General features: G+C 73.4%; 16 protein-coding genes and 3 pseudogenes. 12 read left to right on the top strand and 7 right to left on the bottom strand.

All coding sequences use genetic code 11. The annotated features are described in order from the left end of the window. Positions 1 to 119: 119 nt before the first annotated feature. From AC067U_RS00480 to AC067U_RS00470, 3 genes and pseudogenes are all read left to right on the top strand, one after another. Positions 120 to 1,067, top strand: a pseudogene (locus AC067U_RS00480) (biotin/lipoyl-containing protein); the annotation flags it as partial. Between the two features lie 48 nt (positions 1,068 to 1,115). Then, positions 1,116 to 1,265, top strand: a pseudogene (locus AC067U_RS00475) (hypothetical protein); the annotation flags it as partial. Positions 1,266 to 1,520: 255 nt separating this feature from the next. Continuing rightward, positions 1,521 to 2,072 carry an NADPH-dependent FMN reductase gene (locus AC067U_RS00470; RefSeq protein ID WP_478827389.1) on the top strand — a complete coding sequence of 184 codons (552 nt, stop codon included), beginning with the start codon at positions 1,521 to 1,523 and terminating at the stop codon, positions 2,070 to 2,072. 94 nt (positions 2,073 to 2,166) lie between these two features. Here AC067U_RS00470 and AC067U_RS00465 read toward each other — a convergent pair whose 3' ends face one another. The 4 genes from AC067U_RS00465 to AC067U_RS00450 form a co-directional block, all read right to left on the bottom strand. Continuing rightward, positions 2,167 to 3,312 (bottom strand): ABC transporter substrate-binding protein, encoded by a 1,146-nt coding sequence (locus tag AC067U_RS00465; protein WP_478827388.1) that lies wholly within the window; start codon positions 3,310 to 3,312, stop codon positions 2,167 to 2,169. Positions 3,313 to 3,439: 127 nt separating this feature from the next. Continuing rightward, positions 3,440 to 6,094: a SpoIIE family protein phosphatase gene (locus AC067U_RS00460; RefSeq protein WP_478827387.1), complete on the bottom strand. Its 2,655-nt coding sequence runs from the start codon at positions 6,092 to 6,094 to the stop codon at positions 3,440 to 3,442. 311 nt (positions 6,095 to 6,405) lie between these two features. Then, positions 6,406 to 7,464 carry a DUF1152 domain-containing protein gene (locus AC067U_RS00455; RefSeq protein ID WP_478827386.1) on the bottom strand — a complete coding sequence of 353 codons (1,059 nt, stop codon included), beginning with the start codon at positions 7,462 to 7,464 and terminating at the stop codon, positions 6,406 to 6,408. Then, positions 7,461 to 8,900 carry a coproporphyrinogen-III oxidase family protein gene (locus tag AC067U_RS00450; protein ID WP_478827385.1) on the bottom strand — a complete coding sequence of 480 codons (1,440 nt, stop codon included), beginning with the start codon at positions 8,898 to 8,900 and terminating at the stop codon, positions 7,461 to 7,463. The genes AC067U_RS00455 and AC067U_RS00450 overlap by 4 nt, the downstream gene beginning before the upstream one ends. A gap of 216 nt (positions 8,901 to 9,116) precedes the next feature. Between AC067U_RS00450 and AC067U_RS00445 the strand changes: the two genes are divergently transcribed. The 8 genes and pseudogenes from AC067U_RS00445 (at position 9,117) to AC067U_RS00410 (ending at position 18,805) form a co-directional block, all read left to right on the top strand. Next, positions 9,117 to 10,370 (top strand): ATP-grasp domain-containing protein, encoded by a 1,254-nt coding sequence (locus AC067U_RS00445; protein ID WP_478827384.1) that lies wholly within the window; start codon positions 9,117 to 9,119, stop codon positions 10,368 to 10,370. 14 nt (positions 10,371 to 10,384) lie between these two features. Beyond that, on the top strand, positions 10,385 to 11,629 hold the full coding sequence (locus AC067U_RS00440; RefSeq protein WP_478827383.1) for an ATP-grasp domain-containing protein: 1,245 nt from the start codon (positions 10,385 to 10,387) through the stop codon (positions 11,627 to 11,629). A gap of 1 nt (position 11,630) precedes the next feature. Further along, on the top strand, positions 11,631 to 12,875 hold the full coding sequence (locus tag AC067U_RS00435) for an MFS transporter (RefSeq protein ID WP_478827382.1): 1,245 nt from the start codon (positions 11,631 to 11,633) through the stop codon (positions 12,873 to 12,875). Then, the gene (locus AC067U_RS00430; protein ID WP_478827381.1) at positions 12,872 to 13,873 is read left to right on the top strand and encodes a peptidogalycan biosysnthesis protein; all 1,002 of its coding nucleotides are present in this window, start codon (positions 12,872 to 12,874) and stop codon (positions 13,871 to 13,873) included. Before AC067U_RS00435 ends, AC067U_RS00430 begins: the two co-directional genes overlap by 4 nt. Positions 13,874 to 14,118: 245 nt before the next feature. Then, a pseudogene (locus AC067U_RS00425) lies at positions 14,119 to 14,421 on the top strand (SDR family oxidoreductase); the annotation flags it as partial. A gap of 39 nt (positions 14,422 to 14,460) precedes the next feature. Next, entirely contained in the window at positions 14,461 to 15,936 is a 1,476-nt protein-coding gene (locus AC067U_RS00420; RefSeq protein ID WP_478827380.1) for a cytochrome ubiquinol oxidase subunit I, read from the top strand. Next, on the top strand, positions 15,933 to 16,976 hold the full coding sequence (locus AC067U_RS00415; protein ID WP_478827379.1) for a cytochrome d ubiquinol oxidase subunit II: 1,044 nt from the start codon (positions 15,933 to 15,935) through the stop codon (positions 16,974 to 16,976). The genes AC067U_RS00420 and AC067U_RS00415 overlap by 4 nt, the downstream gene beginning before the upstream one ends. 41 nt (positions 16,977 to 17,017) lie before the next feature. Next, a complete protein-coding gene (locus tag AC067U_RS00410) occupies positions 17,018 to 18,805 on the top strand; it encodes a cation:proton antiporter (protein WP_478827378.1) in 1,788 nt (595 codons plus the stop codon). Positions 18,806 to 18,953: 148 nt separating this feature from the next. Here AC067U_RS00410 and AC067U_RS00405 read toward each other — a convergent pair whose 3' ends face one another. Genes AC067U_RS00405 through AC067U_RS00395 form a run of 3 tightly spaced genes read right to left on the bottom strand, consistent with a single transcriptional unit; the run spans position 18,954 to position 23,076 of the window. Next, positions 18,954 to 20,180, bottom strand: a complete 1,227-nt coding sequence (locus AC067U_RS00405) for an NAD(P)/FAD-dependent oxidoreductase (protein WP_478827377.1) — start codon at positions 20,178 to 20,180, stop codon at positions 18,954 to 18,956. Further along, entirely contained in the window at positions 20,177 to 21,643 is a 1,467-nt protein-coding gene (locus AC067U_RS00400) for an FAD-dependent oxidoreductase (protein ID WP_478827376.1), read from the bottom strand. The genes AC067U_RS00405 and AC067U_RS00400 overlap by 4 nt, the downstream gene beginning before the upstream one ends. Beyond that, positions 21,640 to 23,076 carry an FGGY family carbohydrate kinase gene (locus AC067U_RS00395; protein WP_478827375.1) on the bottom strand — a complete coding sequence of 479 codons (1,437 nt, stop codon included), beginning with the start codon at positions 23,074 to 23,076 and terminating at the stop codon, positions 21,640 to 21,642. The genes AC067U_RS00400 and AC067U_RS00395 overlap by 4 nt, the downstream gene beginning before the upstream one ends. 311 nt (positions 23,077 to 23,387) lie before the next feature. Here AC067U_RS00395 and AC067U_RS00390 point away from each other — a divergent pair, with 311 nt between their 5' ends. After that, entirely contained in the window at positions 23,388 to 24,368 is a 981-nt protein-coding gene (locus AC067U_RS00390) for a hypothetical protein (RefSeq protein WP_478827374.1), read from the top strand. The last annotated feature ends 23 nt before the right edge of the window (positions 24,369 to 24,391 follow it).

Genomic DNA, 24,391 nt, shown 5'->3' with positions numbered 1-24,391 from the left:
ACCGGCTTTCCCTGCCCTGCTCCGCAAGAGCCTCGTTTCCTCCCCCACCTAAAGGTGGGCGTATCCACGAAGGAATCCCGATGACCGACACTGCGATCCGCCTGCGCGAGTTCAGGATGCCCGACGTGGGCGAGGGGCTCACCGAGGCGGAGATCCTCACCTGGTACGTCCGGCCCGGAGACCGGGTCACCGACGGCCAGGTGGTGTGTGAGATCGAGACGGCCAAGGCCGTGGTGGAGCTGCCGGTCCCGTTCGACGGGGTGGTGCACGAACTGCGCGTCGCGGAGGGCCGGACGGCCGAGGTCGGTGCGGTGATCATCGCCGTGGCCGACGACGCCCCGCCGGACGACACCCCGCCGGACGGCGGCCCGGACGTGGTGCCGGACCCGACGGGGCAGCGCGAACCGGTCCTCGTCGGCTACGGGGTCGCAGCCGGTGCCTCGCGCCGCCGCCCCCGCCGGCCGGTCTCGCTGGCCCTGGGCGCGGAGGCCTCCTTCGTGGCCCGCACGGTCGACTCCGACCGCAAGCACCTCACCGAGGTCCTGCGGCAGACCGCCGACCACCCCGGCACCGCCCTGGTGGAGATCTACCAGAACTGCAACATCTTCAACGACGGCGCCTTCGAGGTCCTCAAGGACCAGGACCAGGCCCTGGAAGCCGTCATCCGCCTGGAACACGGCAAACCCATCCGGTTCGGCGCTGGGGGCACCTCCCAGGCCGCAGGCTCTGGGGGAGGCCACAAGGGCGTCGTCCGCGACCCGGCCACCGGCGACCCCGAAGTCGTCGCGGTCACCCCCGAGAACGAGGCGCGGATCCTGGTCCACGACGCCCAAAGCGCGTCCCCGACCACCGCCTTCGCCCTCTCCCGGCTCGCCGACCCCGACACCCTGCACCAGACCCCCATCGGCGTCTTCCGCAGCGTCGAGCGGCCCGTCTACGACACCCAGATGTCCGACCAGCTCGACCAGGCCATCGAGCAGAACGGCAAGGGCGACCTCGGCCGCCTCCTCGCCGGCAACGACACCTGGACCGTCCGACCGCCGCGGCGGACACCGGGGGCGCGGTGATCGAGCGGCTCCTGCCGGCCTCCGTCTCGGTGTGCGAGGCGTACGCCGATTCGCCGGACCACCGGCTGTTCCCCCGAGGAGCGTGCCGTCGTACGCCGCGCGGTGCCGCGCCGGGTCGCCGAGTTCGCGACCGGCCGGCACTGCGCGCGCCGGGCGATGGCCCGGCTGGGCATCGCGGTGGACCCCTGCCGGCCCCGGACCGGCGAACCCCCGCTCGGCGTCCCGGTCTCCGCGTTCGGCGGCCGGGCCGACCGGCTCGCCGGCCGCGGCCGGCTGACGGCCCGGGCCGCCCGCACCGAGCACCACCTCGGCCTCAACCTCCATGACGGGGACCACCTTCCACCTCACCGCAAGGGCCCGCGAGGTGGCGAGACAGACCGTGGCCGCCGTCGCGGCGGCCCGGCGCCTCGCCTCGTTCCCGCCCCGGTCCGATTTCCTGATAAGGATGAGCACATGAACCTCGTCGCGTTTTCCGGCAGTCTGCGCAGTGCCTCGCTCAACACCGGTGTGGTCCGCACCGTGGCGGAACTGGGCCGGTCCCTCGACGTCACCACGACCGTCTACTCCGGCCTGGGCCTGCTGCCCTACTTCGACCAGGACCGCGAGAGCAGCGGCCCGCCGGTCGAGGTCCTGGAGTTCCGTGCCGTGCTGGCCGGGGCCGACGCGGTGCTGATCTCCTCCCCGGAGTACGCGCACGGCACCTCCGGCGTCCTGAAGAACGCCCTGGAGTGGGTGGTCGGCGGAGGCCAACTGGTCGGCAAACCGCTCGCGGTGGTGACCGCCTCACCGTCCATGACCGGCGGCGACCGTGCCCAGGCCTGGCTGCACGAGACCCTCGCCATGATGGGCGCCCGGGTCATTCCGGAGAGCCTGCCCATCCCGCAGGCCAGCGCCAAGATCAAGAACGGCCGGGTCGCCGATCCCGCCACCCTGGACGCCCTGCGCGGGGTCCTCGAAGCCCTCCGGAAGGCAGTCGCCGACACCGGGCCCGACCTCTGGGACTGACCGTTCCCGGCCCGAGTCCTCCTCACGCTTGCCGATCTCGGCCAGTGGGCCGGCCCCGGCCCGCCCCGGCCGCGAGGCCTCAGCCCGAGACGCCTCAGCCCGAGACGGCCTTCGCCCAGTTGCGGTTGACGGTCTCGCGCGCCTTCTCCCGCTGCGCCTCCGTCGGGAAGGTCGGCGTTCCCTCGACCGTCGGCAGGTTCTCCGCGGCGGCTTTGTCGAGGGTGCCGTCCTTCTCCATGGCGTCCATGAGCACGGGGCGCGCGTAGGCGCCGAGCCGGATGTTCTGGCCCTCCGGGCTGAAGAGGTACTCCTGCCACAGGCGTGCCGCCGCGGGGTGCGGTGCGTCCTTGTTCACCCCGTTGGCGTAGTACTCGGCGAAGCTGCCGTCGAAGGGGATGGCGGTCCGCCAGTCGACGTCCGCGCCCTTCCTGCGGAACTCGTCGGCGTAGCCGAGGTTGAGGAAGTCCCAGTCGATGCTGATCGGGGTCCGGCCGTTCTCGATCGTGGCCGGGGTGGATTCGACCGGGATGAAATTGCCGCTCTTGCTGAGCTCGGCGAAGAAGTCGATACCGGGCTGGATGTCGTCGAAGGAACCCCCGTTCGCCAGGGCCGCCGCCCACACGCCGGCGAAGGCCGAGCCGGACTTGGTCGGGTCGCCGTTGAGCGCCACCTTGCCCCGGTACCCGGGTTTGCGCAGATCGGCGAAGGTCGAGGGGCAGGTCTCGACGCGCTTGGCGTCGCAGCCGATCGAGACGTAGCCCCCGTAGTTGTTGTACCAGCGGGCCCGCGGGTCCTTCTGTTCCCCGGGGATGCTGTCCCACTCCGCGACCTTGTACGGAGCCAGCAGGCCCTGGTCGGCCGCCGCCCGGGCGAACGAGCTCCCCACGTCGATCACGTCGGGGGCGCGGCCCCGGCCCCGGTGCTCCTTGAGGGCGTTGATCTCGTCCTGGCTGCTGCCCTCCGGGTTCTCCACCGTGACCTTGATCCCGTACTTCTTCTCGAAGCCGTCGATCAGCGCACCGTAGTTGGCCCAGTCGCTCGGCAGCGCGATCGTGTTGAGCGCGCCCTCCTTCCGGGCGGCCGCGGTCAGCGCGTCCATGCCGCCGGCGTCCGCGGCGGAGGTGGCCGCCGCGGGTGCCGCGGGCGCGGCGGGGGGTTTGTCTCCGCAGGCGCCCAGGGGCGCCGCCGCGAAGGCCAGGCAGACGGCGACGGCAGCTGTCCGGAGACGAGATGCGGGCACTAAGGCTCCATGGCGGGCGGTCGCGTACCGGTCGAGACCAGGGTACGTTCGGTGGCCTCGGCGGCGCAGTCCCAGCCGTCGGTGTCCGCCGCCTTTCCGCCCCCGCGGCTGCCGTGCCGGCGCGTCCTCAGAGGGGCTCGTCGTCCCACCCGGCCAGGATGTCCTCCCCGGTGAGCGCCCCGGCGGCGGCCCCGTCCTGGAGCGCCTGCTCACTCCAGATGATCTTCCCGCGAGGGGTGTAGCGGGTGCCCCAGCGCTGGGCGAACTGCGCGACGAGGAACAGCCCGCGGCCGCCCTCGTCGGTGACCGAGGCCCGGCGCAGGTGCGGGGAGGTGCTGGACCCGTCGGAGACCTCGCAGATCAGGCTGCGGTCGTAGAGCAGCCTCACCCGGATGGGCTCGGTCCCGTAGCGGATGGCGTTGGTGATCAGCTCGCTGAGGATGAGCTCCGAGGTGAACGCGATGTCCTCCAGGCCCCAGTCCGCCAGCCGGCGGGCGCAGGCGTTGCGCACCCGGGACACTTCCGCGGGGTCGGGGGTCACGTCCCACCCCGCGATCCGCTCGGGATCCATCCGGCGGGTACGGGCCACCAGCAGCGCGACGTCGTCGCTGGGCCTGGCGGGCAGCATCGCGTCGATCACCGCGGTGCAGATCTCCTCCGGGGTCCGCGCGGGCCCGGTCAGGGCGGCCCGCAGCGCCGCCAGACCCGCGTCCGGATCACGGTTCCGGCTCTCGATCAGCCCGTCGGTGAAGAGCGCCAGCAGGGAGCCCTCGGGCAGGCTCAGCTCCGCGGTCTCCCGGGGCAGGCCCGCGCCCAGGCCCAGCGGCGGGGAGACCGGAACCTCGGGGAAGGACACGGTGCCGTCGGGGTGGACCAGGGCCGGGCCCGGATGACCGGCGGTGGCGGCCGTCGCCCGGCCCGAGACGGGATCGTAGATGGCGCACAGGCAGGTGGCACCGGTGATCCCCTGCCATTCCTGCTCGTCGGTGTCGATGTGCGCGACCAGCTCGTCCAGGTGGTTCAGGAGGTCGTCCGCGGGCAGGTCGAGGGCGGAGAAGTTGAGCACGGCGGTACGCAGCCGACCCATGGTGGCGGCTGCGTGCAGACCGTGGCCGACGACGTCGCCGACCACCAGCGCCACTCGGGCGCCGGGCAGCGGGATGACGTCGAACCAGTCACCGCCCACACCGGCCTGGGCGGCCAGATAGCGGTGCGCGACCTCGACGGCGGACTGCTCCGGTACGCCCCGGGGCAGCAGACTGCGCTGCAGGGTGTCGGCCACGGTGTGCTCACGGGTGTAACGGCGCGCGTTGTCGACGGACAGCGCCGCCCGGGCGGTCAGCTCCTCGGCGAAGGACAGGTCCTCTTCGTCGAACGGCGGGGAGTCCTTCCCCCGCCAGTAGCCGGCCATCCCCAGGACGACGCCCCGGGCCCGCAGCGGAACGGCGATCATGGAGTGGATGCCGCGCTCCAGGATCCGCTGGGCGTTGGGCGGGTCCTGGTCCCGCCACCTGTGGGCGACGCGCAGGTCCGCCTCCAGGACTCCGTGGCCGCCCGCCAGCCCCACGGCCATGGGGCTGGTGGGGACGAACCGGATCAGCTTGCCGACCGGGTAGAGCGGGTGGTCGCCCCGCAGGCCCACGGCGGCGGTACGGCGCATCTCGGTGGTCGCCTCGGGCGGCTCCTCGCCGTGCAGCACCTGGTCCAGCAGGTCGACCGTGACCACGTCGGCGAACCGCGGGACCGCCACCTCCGCCAGCTCCTCCGCGGTGCGCTCCACGTTCAGCGTCGTTCCCACCCGCCCCCCCGCGTCGTAGAGCAGCTTCAGCCGCTCGCGGGCCACCTCGGCCCGGCCGGACAGGGCCCGCAGCTCGGTGCTGTCCCGCAGCGTGACGACGGTCCCGGCCGTCCCGTACGGGGCGGTGGGCCGGATGTTCAGGGCCAGGAGCCGATCGCCGGCCATGTGCACCTCGTCGGTCGCGGACCGGCCCGACGCGATCCGCTCGGCGATCCCCTGCTCCAGATCCAGGCCCGTGACCGGACGCCCCTCGGCGTCCTCCGGCAGGTCCAGCAGCCGCCGTGCCTCGTCGTTGGCCAGCAGCAGCCGTCCGCCGTCGCCGACGATCAGCACGCCCTCCCGGACCGCGTGCAGCACCGCGTCGTGGTGTTCGTACATCCGTGTCATCTCGGCCGGTCCCAGGCCGTGGGTGCGGCGCAGCAGTCGGCGGCTCACCAGCGCGGTGCCGCCCGCGGACAGGGCGAGCACCACGGCCGCGGTGCCCAGGACCACCGGCAGCTGCCGGTTCACCATGTCCTGGACGTTCTGGACGGTGACCGGGGAGGAGACGACGGCGATGACGTTGCCCTCGGCGTCCTTGACGGGGACCACCGACACCACGGACTGCCCCAGGGACCCTTCGAAGGTCTCGGTGAACGACTTGCCGGCCACCGCCTTGGAGAAGGGGCCGACGACGTGCTTCCCGATCTGCCGCGGGTCGCTGTGGGTGACGGTGACCCCGTCGAGCGTGTACACGTTGATGCCGTCCACCCCGGCGATCTTCCGGGCCGCCTCGGCGCTGGGCTGGAGTACGGCGCTGGGATGGGGACTGCGCAGGGCGGCGACGATCCCCGGGGACTCCGCGAACGTTCCGGCGGCGGCGAGCGTACGGTGCCGGGCGTCCAGCATGGCGGCGTTCCGGCCCTGGACCACGAGCACCACGACGGCGGCGGCGACGAGCAGGACCACGACGGCCAGCTGGACGAGGAACACCTCTCCGGCCACGCTGCGGGCGCTCAGGAGGGAGGACAGGCCCTGCGGCCGGCGTGCCGCTTCCCTGGGGGACCCGGCCTGCTCCCGGCGCTCCCGGCGGCGTCCTGCACGGGACGGCCGGGGGCGCGATGAGGAACCCTTGGCCGAGCCGGGCAGCCGACGCCGGAGACGTCCCAGGAAGTCGCTCACACTTCATCTTCTAACCCCGGTGGCGCGTCGGCAGCGGGGAGCGGCAGGGGAGTGGCAGGGAAGCGGCCGGGGAGGGCGGGGCCCGGCACACGGGAGGCGTGTGCCGGGCCCGGCGGTGCGCGGTGCGGGCGGGTTCAGGCGATCCGGACCAGCGGGGTGTCGGTGCCGAGGACCTTCCGGAGGGCCGGGATCTCCGTCCAGGCGAGACCGAGGGTGCGGGCGGCGTACCGGAGAGTGACGTGGTCGGCTCCGCCGGCCGCTTCGCGGAGGGTCTCCATGGCCTCGTCCCGGCCGGGGAGGGCGGTCTCGCGGGCGGGCGGGTCCGGCCGGGGTGCCCGGCTGCGTTCGTGCTCCAGCCCGGGAATGCCGGTGAGCCGCCGGGAGACGTCGGCCGCCGCCTGCAGGGTCTCCGGGAGCTCGTCGAGGAGGGCCCGCGCGACCGGGTTGTGGCCGATGGCCTGGTCGAGCGGCAGGTGGTACAGGAGTGGCGAGGCTTCGGTGAGGCGGAGGGTGTCGTCGACGGTGCGGACGGTGCCGCGGGCGCCGTGGATGGCGGCGGCCCAGAGCGCGGACGCCTCGGAGGGGTGCCAGGCCAGTGCGCGGGCGGCCGCCGAGGCCGCACCGCTGCCGGGGGCGAGGGGGTGGCATCCGGTGAGGCGTTCGAGGAGGGCCCGTTCGCCGATCTCCCCGTCGAGGCCGGGCCCGGCCACGTAGACGGTGGTGGGGAGGCCGGCGAGCCGGCAGGCGGCGAGGGTGAGGGCGTCCCCGAACGGGCTGCGCAGGGTGGGCTCGTCGCCGTGGGTGAGGATGTCGCCGCCGATGTCGACGATACGGATCCGGCCGCCCGCGGCCCCGGCCATGGACGCGATCCGCCGTGCCAGGGCGGAGAGCCCCCGTGAGGGGTCGAGCAGCAGCAGCCGGCCGGGGAGGTCCCTGGCGAGGCCGGGCATGGTGGAACCGGCCGGGGGGCGCGCGCGGGTGGCGGGTGTGAAGGCCGCGGCACCGCCGGCATGGCGGGCGAGCCCGTCGAAGTCCCCTTCCCTCAGCGGCCGGGGCGTGGGGTCGACCTCGGGGCGTTCCCACGCGTAGGTGGCGATCAGTGGCGGCTCCTGGCCGACGGTGACGGCGCGGGAGGCGATGAGGGTGCCGATGGGGTCCCCGCCGCCGCCCGCCGCCACGTACAGGTCGGTCACGCGGCGCCCTCGCGCAGGTCGACGCCCGTGATGCGCACCGGGGTCGCTCCCATGTTCTTCCGGGCGCGCGTGTTCGCCGCGTGGAGGTTCTCGTAGTACTCGCGGTCGAGGTCCTTGACGGATTCGGAGTAGAACATCCAGGACAGGACGTCCCGGTACTTGAAGCCCTTGGGGGTGAGCTGGATGCGACGGCCCAGGCGGTGGACGAGCCCGTTGGACTCGGCCGCGTCGAGGACGGGCTCGAACTCGGCGGCGTGCTTCTGATAGCCGAAGCGGTCGAGTTCGGTGAGGTCGAGATCGAAGGAGTCGAGGACCAGTCGCTTGCGGACGATCTCCTCGCCGGTCAGTTCGATGCCGGTGACGGGGACGATCTCGTGGTCGGCGGCCTTCTTGATGTACTCGGCGACCTCGGCCGTGGAGGGCTTCACGCTGCCGGTCATGTAGTCGAGCACGCTGGTGTACGAGCGGGCTCCGACGCCGAGTCCGAGCAGGGGGACGCCGTGGAAGGTCAGGACCTTCTGGGCGTAGCCGCCGCGGCCGGGCTTCTTGTAGCGGACGGAGCCTTCCTGGACGTAGCCGTGCTCCAGGAAGACCCGGCGGGCGTAGTCGTAGCGCTCGTACAGTTCGGGCTGCCACATGTACTGGTAGGCGCCGGTCTTGGAGAACCAGGCGTCCGGCCGCACGGTGAGGAAGTAGGTGCTGATGGTGGTCGGCTTGAGCTTGGCCAGCTCGTCCACGCTGTGGCGCCAGGTGTCCGGGGTCTGTCCGGCGAAGCCCATGATCAGGTCGGTGGACAGGTCCGGCAGGCCGAGTTCGTGCGCGGTGTGGATGGCACGGCGGATGACGTCCTCGTCCTCGCCGCCACGGCCCGCTTCGCGGATCTCGCGCGGGACGAGGGACTGGATGCCCACGTTGGCGCGGGTCAGCCCCATGTCGATCAGGGCCTTGAACTCGCCGGGTTCGTCCGCGATGGAGGACGGGGTGGCCTCGACGGCGACCTCTTCGACGGTGGAGCGCCAGTTGGGGTAGATGCGGCCGAGGGCGGCGAAGATCTGCTCGAAGTGGCGCGGCTTGAGCAGCGCGGGGGTGCCGCCTCCGATGTAGACGGTGCGCAGGCGCCGGGCCTGGATGATCTCGGCGTGGTCCTGGATCTGCGTACACAGGGCGTCGGTGTACGCGTCGAAGACCTCCTCGTCGGTACTGATGACGGTGTAGAGGTTGCAGAAGCCGCATTTGCGGTCGCAGAAGGGGACGTGAAGGTAGAGGTTGAGTTCGGGGACCTGGTGGTTGGCGAGGTCCATGGCCCAGACATCGGGAATGCTCCACTTTCCCTCGGGGAGGGGGCGGTAGGTGGAGCGGGGCGGATAGGAGTACTGGTACGGCGGGATGACGCCCTGCTCGATGTGGTCGGCGAGCTGCTGCCGCAGGCTGGTCACGATGCTCGTTCCCCGTTCGGGTAGCGGTGCGTTGTAACTGGCGTACCGATCCGATCACGGGACGCTGCCGCGCTTCCATGGGCTGTGCACACCAAATGACCTGTGGTTACTGGTGAGTTGACTGGGTGTTGCTCCAAATCACCGTGCTGTGCGGTGCGTTATTTTCGTCTGTCAGGCCGATAGTCGCTGCGACCACCCCGCGGCTTTGCTGGTGGAATGACAATCGGTACGGGCCCGGGAGGGCCGCGAGTGCTGGTGATCGAGCCGATGGGGAACGCGGGGCGGTTCCTCGTCGAGGCCGCTGACCGGCTGGGGCTGCGCCTGTACGCGGCCACGCGCAAGGACATCCACGACGGCTACCCGGACTGGCTGCGGTCGGCCCTCGCGGGGGTGTGCGCGACGGATCTCGCGGATGCCCCGAAGGCCCTGGAGGACATGGCGGCCTTCTGCCGGGAACACGCCGTCTCGGGCGTCGTCGCCTGCTTCGAGCTGTTCACCCCGCTGGCCGCGCTGCTCGCCCGACGGGTCGGCCTGCCGGGCAACGACCCCCTGCTGGCCCGGGCGGCCAGGAACAAGATCCTGATGGGTGAGGCCTTCGCCGCGGCCGGGATCCCCGCCCCCCGCTGGACGGTCGTGCGCGAGGGGGCCGAGTCCCACCGGGTGACGCGGGCGGCCGGGTTGGGCTGGCCGTTGGTGGTGAAGCCCGCGGAGCAGGGCGGCTCCTGGGGCGTGTCCGTGGTGGACGGCCCGGACCGGCTCACCGCCGCGATCGGCGCCGCCCTCCAGTACACGCACGCCCACCCGCACGGCCTGGAGCTGGACGCGCGGGCCCTGGTGCAGGAGTACGTCCCGGGGCCCGAGTACTCCTGCGACACGGTGGTCGCGGACGGCGTGGCCTACCCCCTGCCGGTCGTCAGGAAGGACACCACCGGCGGCCGGTACCGCATCGAGACCGGGCACACCTGTCCCTCCGGCCTGCCTTCGCCGCTGGCCAGGCTGGTGCAGCACACCGCGGCGCGGGCAGCGCTCGCCGTCGGTGTGCGCAACGGGATCGCGCACACGGAGGTCAAGATCCCCCCGGGCGGCGAGACGCCGTACGTGATCGAAACCGGTGCCCGACTGCCGGGGGACAACCTGTGCGAGATCGTCGAGGCCGCGACGGGCGTCAGCGAGGCCGTGGCCTGCCTCCAGGCCGTGCTCGGCAGGGTCCCCGACACCGTCGCCTCCCGCACCGGCGCGGCGGCGATCCGCTTCCTGCTGCCCGAGCACGGCGGGGTGCTGCGGCAGGTGGCCATCCCGGACCTCCCCGGCACGCACAGCGAGCTGCACATCCGGCCCGGGGAACCGGTGCCGGACCCGGCGGATTCGGCCTGCCGGATCGGCCACGTGGTGGCCCGTGCGGAAACGGCCGACCGGGCACGCGAACTGGCGGACCGGGTGGCCGGCCGGTCCCGAGTGGAAGTGGGCTGAGACAGGTGCGGAAGATGGCGTTCCTGAGGTCGGTCCGCATCCAACGCGCCGACCCCTACATCCAGCAGGCCGTACGCGGACTCGCGGCCGACGGGATCGAGGCCGGGCTCTTCCACACCAGCGGCAGCGCCGGTGACGAGGACTTCCCCGGATACCGCGAACGACTCGACCGCGGGGTGACCCCACGGGAGCTCGCGGACGCGGTGGCCGCCTGGGGGGCGGACGCGGCGGTGTCGATCTCGCTGCCGTGCGAGAACGCGCTGCGCGATGCCGCGGCCAAGGCCTTCCTGGACGCCGCGGGCATCCCGACGGTCATGACCCCGCTCGCGGCGACCGTGCAGCTGGTGGACAAGTGGGAGACCAAACGGCTCTGCGAGCAGGCCGGGCTGGAGGTGCCGGAAGGCTTCCGCGCCGACTCCGATCTGCTGGCCGGACGGGGCCTGCCGGCGCCCGGCTACCGGGACGCACTGCGCGTGCAGGCCGAACGGATCGGCTATCCGCTGATGTCGAAGCCCGTGTGGGACTCGACCAGCACGGGCATCCGAGCCCTGCGCTCCCGCGCCGATCTGGACGCCTGCCTCGCGTCCCCGCCGGAGGTCTCGACGGTGATGGAGGAGGTCGTCGAAGGCGACCTGTGCAGCGTGGACATCGTCGGGCGGCCCGGCTCCTACCGGGTCCTGCCGTTGTGCTGGACCGGACGCGCCGGGGCGGAGCCGGTGTTCACCTTCGCCGACCTGCGCTGGTGCGGTCCTTGTCCGGAGGCGGACGCCGCGTTCGCCGAAGTGGCCCGCAGGCTGGTCGCCCTGTGCGGGAACCTGGGGGTGTGCGGGTCGGTCAACGTCGACATGGTCCACACCGGCGGCCGGTTCGTGGTCCTGGAGGTCAACCCGCGCATCGGCGGCGCCACCACCCTGTCCTGCGCCGCCTCGGGCACCAACACCTTCGCCTCCCTCGCCCGCATGGCCCGCGGCCTTCCCCTGCCGGCCGGCGGCATGGTGCGACGGGCCGGGTGGGCGATCGAATTCCTCACCGAGGGCCGTATCCCCCCGGCGGTGCGGGCCGCCCTCCGGGAACGCGTCACGGTGGTGACCGCGCACGAGCTGGTCGTCGACGGCGTCCCGCACGGTGACATCGTGGTCCTCACCCTCGCCGAGGGCGAGGAAAGCGCGACGGTGAAGGCCCTGACGGAACTGCACGGGGCGACCGGCTTCCCCGCCGCCGGCGTCCTGGGTAAGATCCGCGCCCTGCTGGGCTCCTGACATGGCCACGGACACCCGCCGCCCCCGCACCGCGGACCGCCTGGGCCTGCCCGCGCTGCGCGGGCACGGCCTCTTCATCACCGGCAACCTGATCGACTCCGTCGGCAACGGCATGCTCCTGCCCCTGGGGCTGCTGTACTTCACCGAAGTGCGGGGTCTGCCCCCGGCGCCGGTGGGCGTGGCGATGACCGTGGGGCAGGCCCTCGCCCTGCCGGTCACCTTCCTCGCCGGCCGGCTCATGGACCGTCTGGGGCCGAAAGCGGTGGTGGTGTGGGCGAACGTGCTGTCCGCCGCCGGGTTCGCCCTGTTCCTGTTCGTGGGGGAGACGTGGCACGTCGCCGGCGTGCACCTGCTCGTCCAGGCCGGGATCAACATGTACTTCACCGCGCAGCGCACCCTGATCACGCACGTCACCGAACCCGCGGAGCGCCGCACCTGGTTCGCGTTCACCGGCTCGCTGCGCAACATCGGCCTCGCCGCCGGGGCCGCCGCCGCGGCCGGGGCCCTGACGGTGTTCGGGAAGGGCGCGCTGTCGTGGATGATCGCGGCCGACGCCGCGACCTACCTGCTGGCCGCCGCCTGCTTCGCCGCCCTCACCACCACTCCACCGGAACCGCAGGACGTCCCGCCCGGCGACCCGGCGACCCGGGCCGGCCATACGCGCCGCTACCTGCTGCTCGTCGCGGTGAACATCCCCTACGTCCTCGCCCAGGCCATGCTCGCCGTGCTCATCGCCCTCTACACCATCCGGGTCCTGGAGCTGCCCGCATCGGCGGCGAGCGTGCTGTTCCTCATCAACACCGCCATCGTCGCCGGGTGTTCGACGGTCATCACCGCGCACCTGGCACCGGCGGAGCCCCGCCGCGCCGTGGCGGCCGGATACCTGGTCATGGCTCTGGGCATGGGGGCGTTCGGAGTTCCCGCGCTGCCCTCCCCCGCCTCCGCGGCCTGGACCGCCCTCGTCCTCGCGATCGTGCTGTTCAGCGTGGCGGAGATCCTCCTCGGCCCGGCGCTCGGCGAACTGTCCGTGAGCCTCACCCCCGACGCGGCCGGCGGTTTCACCCAGGGCCTCTACCAGTTCTCCTGGGCCATCGGCATGGTCGCCGCTCCCGCCCTGTTCACCCTGCTGCTGGAAGCCGGGCCCCTCCTGCCGTGGGGCGTCGAAGCCGCGGCCTGCCTGATCGCCGTGTTCGCCGCGCCCGCACTGAAGACGCCCGACCACCACCGCCGAAGGACACGCAGTTGATCACGAGCACCGCCCCGTCCATCCGGTCCGTTCCCGCCGCCGAGTGGGAACGGCTCGCCCGCCCGGCCGGCTTCTACCTCTCCCACAGGTGGCTCGCCGGGGAGGAAGAGGATCCCACCGCCACCTGCGCGTACGCGCTCGTACGGGACCGGGACGGCGACCTGCTCGCCGCCGCGCCCCTGTACCTGGTACGGGAGGAGCCGAACGACCTCTACCGGCCCGGCACCGTGCTGCCCGCGGACCTGCGGCCCCGGGTGATCGCCGGGGCACGGCGGGGCTACCACAACTCCCCGCTCACCGCCCCCGGCCTCGACGAGGGACGGCGGGACACCTGCCTCGCCCTCCTCCGGGACGCCGCCCGCGAGTTCGCCGACCGGAACGGCACCACGCACTGGTGGCCCTACCTCACGGCCCCGGCCGCCGGCCTGCTCGCCCGCCTCTACCCTTCAAGCCCCCTCCACCTGGAGGACGACGCCCTGATCCCCCTCCCCGGCGCGGGCATCGAGGACTACATCGCCTCCCTGCCCTCGCAGCGCCGGGTCGGCGTGCGCCGCGAACGCCGTGCCTTCGCCTCCGCCGGGCTCGACCTGCGCCGGCTGCCGCTCGCGGACTGCTTCGAGGAGGCCGGGGTCCTCCTCGCCGGACACCAGCAGCACCACGGACACGACCGCGACGGCATCACCGCGATGACCGGTCTGCTGGAGCGGCAGGCGGCTGCGATGGGCGGCGAAGCCCGCGTGGTGGCCGCCCACGACGGGAAGCGGATGATCGGGTTCTGCCTGTACTACCACCACGGGAGCACGACGTGGATCCGCGCGGTCGCCGTCGACCGCCGGCATCCGGCGCCCCACCTGTACTTCAACCTCACGTACTACCTGCCCGCCGAGGACGGCTACGCCCACGGCACGACCGCCCTGCACGCCGGCATGACCACGATCGAGGCCAAGCGGCGGCGCGGCGCCGTGGTGTCCGGCCTGTACGCGCTGGTCGACCAGTGACGCTTCGCGCCGGAGACGAGCAGGCGCGGACCGTCCGGGCTGACGGCAGCCGCCGCCCTCCCACCGGGGGAACATCGTCGTCCACGCGGCGCAACCCCAGCCTGCCGCGGATGCCCGCTTCCGCCCGCGCTGGTTGTGTGACGCTCGTCATCCCCCCGGCCGCGACCCGACCGGACGGGGCCGCGCAGTGGAGGAGGCCGTCGGCCGTGAGTTCCACCGAGGGGACACGCCCCGACGCGTATCCCGCCAAGGGCGGCGTGCAGATGATGATGGAGACCCTGGCGCAGGAGCTCGCTCCGAAGCGGATCCGGGTGAACGCGATCGCCCCCGGAGCCATCAGGACCCCCATCAACCGCAGCGCCTGGAAGACACCGGAGGCCGAGCGGGATCTCCTGCGGCTGATCCCCTACGGGCGGGTCGGCGATCCCGAGGACATCGCCCACGCGGCCGTGGGCCTCGCATCCGACCCCATGGACTACGTGGTGGGCACCACCCTCCACGTGGACGGGGGAATGACCCTGTTCCCCGGATTCGCCACCGGCGGCTGACCCTGCCCCACCGCCTCGCCGGCCTTCCGGGAGATACGCATGCACATCACGGTCCACCTGCTGGCGGACGCGCCGCCCCAGATGCTGCCGGCCAGGTCCCTCATGGCCTTCACCCTCGCCTCCCACATCATCCTGGTGCCGTTGGGCGTGGCCCTGCCGCTGATCACGCTCATCATGCACGGGTACGGGCTGCGCAAGGGCGATCCGGACGCCCTGTTGCTGGCACGGCGCTGGTCGGCCGTGATGGCGGTCCAGTTCGCGATCGGCGTCGTCACCGGCACGGTCCTGTCCTTCGAGTTCGGCCTGCTGTGGCCCGGCCTGATGGGGCGTTGGGGCGACGTGTTCGGGATCGGGTTCGGCGTCGAGGCGTGGGCCTTCTTCCTGGAGGCGGTGCTCATCGCCATCTATCTGTACGGGTGGCGGCGTCTGGAGCCCCGCACCCACTTCCTGCTCGGGCTGCCGCTCCCGGCGGCGGCCCTGCTCGGGGCCTTCGGCATCCTGGCCGCCAACTCCTGGATGAACACGCCCCGGGGCTTCACCCTCGACGCCGAGGGCAACCCCACCGACGTGAACGTCTGGAAGGCGATCTTCACGCCGATGTTCGGGCCGCAGTACTGGCACTTCGTGGTGGCGATGCTGGTCACCGCCGGCTACGTGGCGGCCGGTGTCTACGCCGCCGGGTGGCTGCGCGGACGCCGGGACCGCTACCACCGCCTCGGCTTCACCGTCCCGTTCACCGTGGCCGCGGTGTTCACGCCGGTCCAGTTGCTGCTGGGCGACTCCATCGCCCGGCAGGTGTTCCACAAACAGCCCGTCAAGTTCGCCGCGATGGAGATCGTCTGGGAGACCGACACCCACGTGCCGGAGTACCTGTTCGGACGTCTCCACCCGGACGGAACCGTTTCCGGCGGGATCAGGATCCCGCAGCTCGACTCCATCCTGGCCGGCTTCAGCCCGGACACCGAAGTGACCGGACTGACGTCCGTGCCGGCCGGTGACCGGCCGAACGCCACCCAGGCCACCATCGCCCACTGGGCCTTCGACATCATGGTCGGCATCGGCAGTCTGCTGGTCCTGCTCGCCCTCTGGTACGGACTGGTGTGGCTGCGCCGGCGCCGGCTGCCCGAGTCCACGTGGTTCTACCGCGGCGCCGCGTGTGCGGGCGCCGCCTCGGTCGTGGCCGTCGAATGCGGCTGGATCACCACCGAGGTGGGACGCCAGCCGTGGATCGTCTACGAGAACATGCGGGTCGCCGAAGCGGTCACCGCCACCCGCTCCACGAGTCTGTGGATCATGTTCGGCCTGGTGATCGTCGTCTACGTGTTCGTCTTCGGCTCGTTCCTCGTCGTGCTGCTCAAGATGCGCACCCGGTGGCGTCGCGCCGACGAGCGACAGACGGCGGGACGCCCGCCCGAAGGCCCGGAGACGGACACCCCCTACGGCCCCCGCCCCGCCGTGGCGGCCGACGACCCCGGTGCACGGGGCGGCGGCCCGTCCGGGGGGAGCGGATCGTGATCGCCGACGTCATCGCCGTGGTGCTGCTCCTCGCGGTCGCCGCCTACACCTGCGCCGGCGGCACCGACTACGGGGCCGGCTTCTGGGACCTGACCGCCGGGGGAGCGAAGCGGGGCGAGCGCCCCAGATGGCTCATCGACCACGCGATGGCCCCCGTCTGGGAGGTCAACAACGGCTGGGTGATCTTCGTCCTGGTGATCATGTGGACCGGCTTCCCCGTGATGTTCCAGACGGTCTTCTCCGCCCTGTGGCTGCCGCTGGCGCTGGCCGCCGTGGGCATGGTCCTGCGCGGCGCCGGATTCGCCCTGCGCAAGCCCAGCCGCCGGCTCGCCGGACGACGCCTGTACGGTGCCGTGTTCGCCCTCTCCTCGCTGCTCACCCCGTTCTTCCTCGGCGCGGCCGCCGGCGGCGTCGCCTCGGGCCGGGTCGCCCCCGGCACACCCGCGGCGGCCGACGCCTGGTCCAACCCCACCTCCCTCCTCTTCGGGCTGCTCGCCATCGCGGCGACGGCGCTCCTGGGAGCCGTGTTCCTGGCCGCGGACGCCCGGCGCTTCGACGCGCCGGACCTCGCCGGCTACTTCCGCGGGCGCGCGCTCGCCGCCCTCGCCACCGTCGCCGTACTCGCCGTGGTCACCCTGTTCGTCACCCGCGACGACGCACCGCACGTCTGGCACGGCCTCACCCATGGGGTGGGCCTGGTCTTCGTCGTCCTGGCGGCGGTGGCCACGCTCGCCACCGCCGTACTGCTGTTGCTGCGTACCTCCGGCCCCTGGCCGCGGGTGACGGCCGTCGTGACCGTCGCCTCGGCCGTGATCGCCTGGGGCATGGCCCAGCGCCCGTACCTCATTCCCACCAGCCTGACCGTCGCAGAGGGGGCGGGTGCCCCCAGCACTCTGCACTGGCTCGGGATCGTCACGCTGGTGGCCGTGCTGCTGGTGTTCCCGGCGGTCGGCTTCCTCTACTGGCTGGACACGCACGGCGAACTCGAACCCCTCGCCGACTCCGACCTCCGGCGACCGGGTGCCGGCGACGAAGGCTGACCGCGTGGCCTCCCCACCGGGAACGACAGGGGCGGGGCACCGTGACCGGTGACCAGATCCTGCTGGGCAGCGGCCTGACCGTCGTGCTCGCGGTCGGCTCCCAGATCCTGGCCGGCCGACTGCGCGTCCCCGCACTCATCGTGCTGCTGCCCGTCGGCTTCACCGCGGGAGCCCTCACCGACGTCATCCATCCCGACCGGCTGGCACCCGACTTCGACTCCCTGGTGTCGCTCGCGGTGGCCGTCATCCTCTACGACGCCGGGCTGGGCCTCGACCTGCGGTACCTGAAGGGCGAGACCCGGCGGGTCGTGGCACGGCTGATCGTGCTGGGGGTCTTCGTCACGTGGGGGGCCTGCCTGGGACTGGTCACCGCGCTGTTCGACGTCCCGCTCACGGTGGCGGTGCTGGTCGGCGTGATCCTCGTGGTGTCCGGCCCGACCGTGGTCGGTCCGCTGCTCGCCCACGTCAGACCGACCGACCGGCTGCGCAGGATCCTGATCTGGGAAGGGTCCCTGATCGATCCCCTCGGCGGCATCCTCGGCGCGGTCGTCTTCCACGGCATCGTCCGGTTCCAGGAGGACCAGGGGTTCCGGTTCGGCGTCCTCGCCGGGAGCATGGCCGTCGGGCTGGCCGGCGGCGCGGTCGGCGTAGCCCTGCTGTGGCTGGCCCTGCGGAGGATGCGGCTCGGCGGGACGCTCGGCACCCTCGCGCAACTGGCCACCGTCGTCGCGGTGTCCGCGGGATGCGACATCGTCTTCGACGACACCGGGCTGATCGCGGCGATCGTGATCGGCATGGCGGTGACGAACATGCCCGGGTTCGACATGCCGGCCCGCCGGCCGTTCTTCGAAACCGTCGTCGAGCTGGTGATCGGCCTCCTGTTCATCTCCATCTCGGCGACCGTGACCCCGGCAGCCGTCGCGCCCGTGGTCCTGCCCTCCCTGGCCCTCGTCGCCGCGCTCGTCCTGGTGGTGAGGCCCCTGGTCGCCGTCTGCGCGGCGGCGGGGACGAGTCTGGGCTCCGGGGAACGGGGGTTCATCGGCTGGATGGCGCCCCGGGGCATCGTCGCCGCCGCCACCGCCGCGACGTTCTCCGCCACGCTCGTCGACGAGGGACTGCCCGGCGCCGAGACGATCCTGCCGATCACCTTCCTGGTGATCGTCGGGACCGTCCTGGTGTACGCGCTCACGGCCAGGCCGGTGGCCGCCGGACTGGGCGTCGTCCGGCCGGCGCGGACCAGGCCCCTGCTGGTGGGCGGAGACGCGTGGGTGATCGACCTGGCGCGGTCGCTGCGCGCGGCGGGCCTGGACGTGCTGATGTGGGCCGGACACCCCGAGGAACGGGACCGGATCCGGGAAGCGGGGGTCGAGCTGGCCGCCGGTGAACTCCTGGCCACGGTGACCGACCCCGAAGCCCGGCTGGAGGGAGTGACGGCCGTCCTCCTGCTCACGAACGACGACGACTTCAACGCGCTCGCCTCGGCGGTCGTGGAGGGCAGGGTCGAAGGACCGGTCTACCGGATCGGCCCGCCTTCCGGCGGCGAGGGCGTCGTCGCCCCGTACACCGGGGGCGCCGTCCTCTTCGGCCCGCGCCTCCTGCGCAACGCCCTGGCGGCCCGTCACGGGGATGGGGCCCGCTTCCTCGTGCGGGCCGCCTCCGACCCGGTGCCCCCGGGACACGAGACGCTGTTCGTGGTGCGGGCCGACGGCCGGCTCGAACCGATCACCGCGGCGCAGCACGTCACCCCGGCGGAAGGGGACACGCTCGTACTCCTGGGACCCGTACCGCACGGCGCGGCGTCGTCCGCCGGCGCCCCCGACGAGGGCTGACCACGATCGCCGGTTCAGCGCCGCGTCCAGGGTGATGGCCGCGTCGATGAGGGCCAGGTGGGTGAACGCCTGCGGGAAGTTGGCGAGCTGGCGGCCCGTCAGGGCGATCTCCTCCGAGTCGACCGATGGGTTCGGCGGACCGACGGGCTCAGCCGACACCCACCACGACCGGACCGCCCGCCCGGTCCACGCGGACCGTCCACGCCGACGGGAGCCGCAGTGACCTGGACGGGGACACGGGCCCCACGAACCGCCGCCGCCACAGCAGCCGGCCGTCCTGGCGCACCGTCACCACCGGGCCGGTCAACGGCTCCCCGGACCGCAGCAGCACGGGCCGCCCGGCGAAGCCCGTGATCCGGTTCGGTGCCACCCACGCCAGCGGTGCCCGGACCACCAGCGGCGGGCCGGGGGCCGGCCAGTGGGCGCCCGCCAGGTGTGCCAGCACCGGGGCCGCCGCGGCGGCGCCCTCGCGGGCCGCGGTGCCGGCCCGCTCGATGCCGTGGAGGGCGTTGCCGACCGCGAACACGCCCGGCGCCGACGTACGGAAGGACGCGTCCACACCGGGGCCCCGGGTGCCGGGGTCCAGGGCGATGCCACCGCGGCGGGCCAGTTCGTGGTCGGGGATCCAGTCCCCGGTGAAGACCACGGTGTCGCAGGCGAGGACCCCCGACCGGCCGTCCCGGTGACGCACGGCCACGCCCGACAGCCGGCCCCGGCCGCGCAGCTCGCTCACCGTCGTCGAGGTGAGCAGGGGGATCCCGGGCAGGGCGCCGGCCCGCGGGAGCTCCGTGACCATCGCCACCACCTCCGCACCGGACCGGCGGAGGGTGCGCACCGCGTGGCGGGCCACCGGCTCGGCGCCCACCACCACGGCCCGTCGGCCGACGGGCCGCCCGTACCCGTGCACCGACTGCTGCAGCTCCCCGGTGGTCAGCACACCCGCGGGGCGGGAACCCGGAACCAGCCGGGCACTGCGGGGGCGTTCCCGGGCGCCGGTGGCGAGGACCACGGCCCGGGCCGTGATCCGCTCCAGGCCGGCCGGGCTCGTGGTCTCCAGGCACAGCGGGCCGGCCCAGCCGGTGGCGGTGACACCGGTACGGACGGAGGCTCCGGCGGCCACCGCCGCCTCCACCGCACGCCGCGCGTACGCGGGACCCCGGACCCAGGGGAGCGGGGCCGGGCCGCCGAAACCGCCGTGCCGGCAGTGGCGCGGCATCCCGCCGGCCTCCTGCTCGCGCTCCAGGACCTCGACCCGCCCCGCGCCCGCTGCCGCGAGGCGGGCGGCCAGGGCCAGCCCGGCGGGGCCGGCGCCGACGACCAGTACGTCGACCAGTACGTCGACCGGCACGACGACCGGCACGTCCGCACGGTTCACCGGCGGGCCTCCTCGAACAGCACGCGGACGCCGGCCCCGCAGTGGAAGCCCTGGCAGCGGCCGCCCAGCGCGCGCGTCCGCCGCCGCAGGCCGTCCGGCGAGGCGGGCGGGACGGTTCCCGCGAGCGCGTCGCGGATCTCCCCGCGGGTCACGCGCTCGCAATGGCAGACGATCCTGCCGTACTCCGGGTCCGCCGCGATCATCCCCGCGTCGCGGTAGGGCCGGGGGAACGCCTCGCCCAGGTTCGGCATCCGTACCGGGTCAAGGTCCCGTGCCCCGGTCACCGGCAGACCGGCGTCGGCGAGCAGGTCCACCACGTGGGCGGCGATCGCCAACGACGCGGTCAGGCCCGTCGAGCGGATTCCGCCCACGGTCACGTACCGCTGCGCGGGGTGGGCCCGGATCGCGTAGTCCTCCTGCCCGGTGGCGGCCCGCAGCCCGGCGTACACGGCGGTGACCTCCTCCTCCAGGAGCGCCGGCAGGATCCGCCGGCCCTTCTCCCGTAGCAGGGCGAGCCCCTCGGCGGTCGACTCGGTGGCCGCCTTGTCCTCCAGGTCCTCGGCCGTCGGCCCGAGCAGCACCTTCCCGTACACCGTCGGCGCCACCAGGACACCCTTGCCGCGCGCGTCCGGCACGGGCAGCAGGATGTGCCGCACCAGGCCGCGGGCGAGTTCGTCGAAGACGATCAGCTGGCCGCGCCGGGGCGTCACCCGGAAGTCCGCATGGCCGAGCAGCCGGTCGATCTCGTCGGCGTACAGGCCCGCCGCGTTGACCAGCCAGCGGGTGCGCAGCACTCCCCGGCCGGTGGTCAGCGTGTGCGGTTCACCCGGTTCCCCCGGTTTCCCCGGTTTCCCCGGTTTCCCCGGTCTGCCCGCGGCGACCGACCGCACCGGGCAGTTGAGGTGCAGGTCGGCACCCGCGCGCACGGCCTGCGTCGCGTACGCCAGGGTGGTCGTCCAGGGACAGACGACGGATTCGCCCGGCACGTGGAGCGCCCCCAGCACCCCGGGCCCGAGCTCCGGCTCGCGGGCCCGCACCTCCCCGGCCGGGAGGATCCGGGCCGAACGGTAGCCGTTGCGCTCGGCCTTGTCGGCGAGGGCCGGCAACGCGGCCCGCTGTTCCTCGTTCCAGGCCACGAGCAGCGCCCCGACCGGCTCCACCGGGATGCCGCTCTCGGCGGCGTACGCACCGAGCAGCCGCTGCCCCTCCCGGACCAGCCGGGACTCCAGGGAGCCGGGCACGGCGTCGAAACCGGTGTGCAGGATCGCGGTGTTGGCCTTGGAGGTGCCGTTGCCGACGTCGTCGGAGGCCTCGACCACGGCGATGCGCAGCGGGAGCCGGGCCAGTTCGCGGGCGATCGCCGCGCCCACCACACCGGCGCCGACGACCGTCACGTCGTACGTGCCGCCGGGCAGGGGGCCGCTGGTGGTGACGGTGGTGGGGACAGCGGTGGGGACGGTCATGCCGGGCCTTGGAGCAGGGCCGACACGGCCGCACTGAACCGGGCGCGGCGCTCCGCCGCCCGGTCGGCGTCGGCCTGAGGCTCGAAGACGGCGGACGGCTTCCACTCCGGTACGGCCTCGTGGACGGTGAGCGAGGGGTCGAGCCCCAGCCGGGCGACCGCGCCGACCCCGAGCGCCGTGGCGTCGGGCAGGGCCGACACCTCGACGGGGATCTGGAGCAGATCGGCCTGCGCCTGCATGAGCAGCGCGGACCGGGTCAGCCCGCCGTCCACGCGCAGGACGGTGAGCGGCGCGCCCAGGTCGGCGGCGACCGCGTCCGTCAGCTCCGCCACCTGCGCGGCTATCCCGTCGCACAGCGCCCGCACCAGGTGCCCGCCCGTCGTGTCCAGGCCCAGGCCGGTGACCGAGCCCCGTACGTCGCCCCGCCACCACGGGGCGGCGAGCCCCGCGAGGGCCGGGACGAAGGTGACGCCGCCGGCGTCGGGAGCCGTGGCTCCCACGGCGTCGATGTCCTGCGCGCCGGAGATCACGCCGAGGTCGGTGAGCCAGCGTACGGCGGAGGCGGCCGTGTAGACCTGCCCGTCGAGGCAGTAGCTGGTCTTTCCGGCGAGCCGCCAGGCGACACAGCCGACCAGGCCGGAGGTGCTGCGGCGGGGGAGCGGTCCGCTCTGCGCGAGCAGGAACGCGCCCGTGCCGTAGGTGCACTTGGCGGTGCCGGGCTCGGTGACGCGCTGGGCGAGCAGCGCGGCCTGCTGGTCGACGAGCAGTCCGGTCAGCGGCAGCGGGGGACCGAACGCGGTGGTGGTGCCGACGGGGGTGTCCGCGTCCACGACCTCCGGCAGCCGTTCGCCGGTGAGGCCGAAGGCGTCGAGTGCCGCCCGCGACCAGTCGACGGTGTCGAGATCGAGCAGCTGGGTGCGGCCCGCGGTCGCCGCGTCGGTGACGAACGCACCGGTGAGCCGGTGCACGAGCCACACGTCGCTGGTCGTCACGACCCCCTGCCGGGTCAGCCGACGACGTATCCAGGCCATCTTGGGCGCGGCGAAATACGGGTCGAGGGGCAGTCCCGTCCGCTCCTGCAACCATGCCGCGTGCCCGGCCAGTTCCGTGCAGAGCTCCTCGGCGCGCCGGTCCTGCCAGACGATCGCGTCGGTGAGCGGCGAACCGGTCGCCGGGTCCCAGGCGAGGACGGTCTCGCCCTGGTTGGCCAGGCCGACCGCCACCACCGGCTCACCGGCCGCGGCCAGCGCGGCGCGCCCGGCCTCGACGACCGATTCCAGCAGCTCACGCGGGTCGACCTCGACGCGGCCGCCCGGCAGGTACCGGGGCCGTACGGGGGCGGAGGCGGAGCCGATGACCCCGCGCAGCGGACAGATGACGAGGGCCTTCGTTCCCGAGGTGCCCTGGTCGACAGCGAGCACCGGGCCCGTCATCACCACTCCGTCCTGGTGTCGGCAAAGTCGATCGCCGGTGTCGATCCCCTGCGGCGTCGGTAGGGAAGCCTTCACCAGCAGAGTTCACCCGTCAAGATCCGCCCGCCGGCCGCAGCGCGGGCTGACGTACGTTCATATCCCCTCTGTGGCTTGATACTTGTGTTCGACCGACGCCGGGGATGCGGATGCGCGCACTCGCTCTATAGTGATCGCCGATCAACAGGGCGCGACGGCCATGCGATCCGAGGACTGATGACCACGACCACCGCACGAAAGGCTCGTCCCTGCCACCCGTCGACCGGGACGAGGTGATGGCGGGCAGCGATTCCCGGCCCGTCTACCACCCCGCCGGCCACGACGACGAGTTGCGCGCCGCGGTTCAGGACTTACGCACCGGCCGGTGGCTGTCGACGGCGCGGTTACTGGAACGCACGGACGCCTGGGGGCTGTGGACCCAGCGCACCCAGGTCCTCGCCGCGGTGGCCGCCGGATCCGACGTGGTCCAGGCCTGGCGGGCCGAGCAGCCGCACAGCGTCGCCGCGACCGTGATGCACACCCGTGTCGCCGTCGAACGGGCCGTCCGCGCCCACCGCGCGCGGCACCCGAGCACGCACGAGCTCTGGCAGGAGGCCTGGGCGGCCTGCCGGCAGACCGCCGGGATCAGCCCGGCCGACCCCGTGCCCTGGGTCTGCCTGCTGGCCCTCGCCCCTCTCGACGAGCACCGCTCGATGGAGGAGCACCGGCTCCCGCCGCCCGCCCTGATGCTGCCTCCCGGCCCCTGGGGCATCCTCGCCCGGGCCGACGAACGGGACCCGCACAACCGCGAGGCGTACCACCGGATGCTCCAGTTCGTGTTGCCGGGCCCGCCCGGACCGTTCCTCGAGGCCGCCAACTTCGTGCACTGGGCGGTCGGCTCCGCCGCGCCCGGGTCGGCAGTGCACCTCCTGCCGCTCTACCTGAGCGTCGAACGCTACCGCCGTACACACGACCAGGAGAGGGCGCTCGACCTCCACTGGGTCGCGGGGGACGCCGTCCGGGACGCCACCCACGCCCTGGACAGCTGGTTCCGGCGCGCCGATCCGCGCCGTGCCTCCCCGCTCGACCTGAACCATCTCGCCCATGCCCTCTGGGGAGCCCACCGGTTCGCCGAGGCGGCCGAGGTCTTCGACGCGATCGGCCGGTACTGGACCGTCCAGCCGTGGGCCCAACGGACCCGCGACCCGGCCGACCGGGCACTGGCCGAAGAGGTCTTCCTGCAGGCCCGGTCCCGGAGCCTGGCCGACCGGGCCTGACCCCCGCTCCTCGGCACAGCTCC

The sequence above is a fragment of the Streptomyces sp. NPDC043853 genome, assembly GCF_056436025.1.
Note: the sequence above shows the minus strand (reverse complement) of the source record. Positions and strands in the feature narration are given on the sequence as shown.